Consider the following 556-nt stretch of genomic DNA (forward strand, 5'->3'; position numbering starts at 1 on the left):
GTTGTTCCCGCCAGAAGGCCAGCCAGGTGCTGGCCTTTTCGCGTGGGCGCCATTCAGCCATCACCCTACCCCTGCCAAGCGTCACCCTGACCCTGTGCACCCTGACGTCGGTCAGGATGCCTTGATGCAGATTCGCCCTGGCGCGAAAACGCCCAGTGTGGCCCTCGATCCAATCCGGATCCCGACCCGATGGCCCCCGCCATGAAACGCCTGCCTTCCCTGCTCCTGCTTGCCGCCTGCCTGGCCACCGCTGCCTCGGTCCAGGCCGCCGAACCGGCCGCTGCCGGCGACTGCATCACCCTGTCCCCGGATCAGCAGCTGGTGCGCAATGGGGCCGACCGCGATGTACTGCTCCGCAATGGCGACCAGCACTATCTGGTCCGTTTCGAGCGCTCGTGCAGCAGCGCAGCCATGTCCCCGAAACTGGCCTTTGTCACTCCCGGCCGGGACGGCCAACTCTGTGGCGCAGGAGGCAGCAGACTGCGCACGAACGGACAAAGCTGCACGATCAGTGCGGTCGAGCCGATCACCGCCGAAGAATTCACCCGCAAGGCGC

Annotated in this window: 1 protein-coding gene; it reads left to right on the forward strand. The window is 66.4% G+C overall.

Annotated features, from left to right (window positions below; all coding sequences use genetic code 11):
* Positions 1-201: 201 nt before the first annotated feature.
* A partial coding sequence (locus tag AAE045_RS24105) for a hypothetical protein (RefSeq protein WP_455549822.1) occupies positions 202-556 on the forward strand: 355 nt, incomplete at its 3' end.

Source organism: Dryocola clanedunensis (assembly GCF_038405435.1).
Lineage (GTDB): Bacteria > Pseudomonadota > Gammaproteobacteria > Enterobacterales > Enterobacteriaceae > Dryocola > Dryocola clanedunensis_A.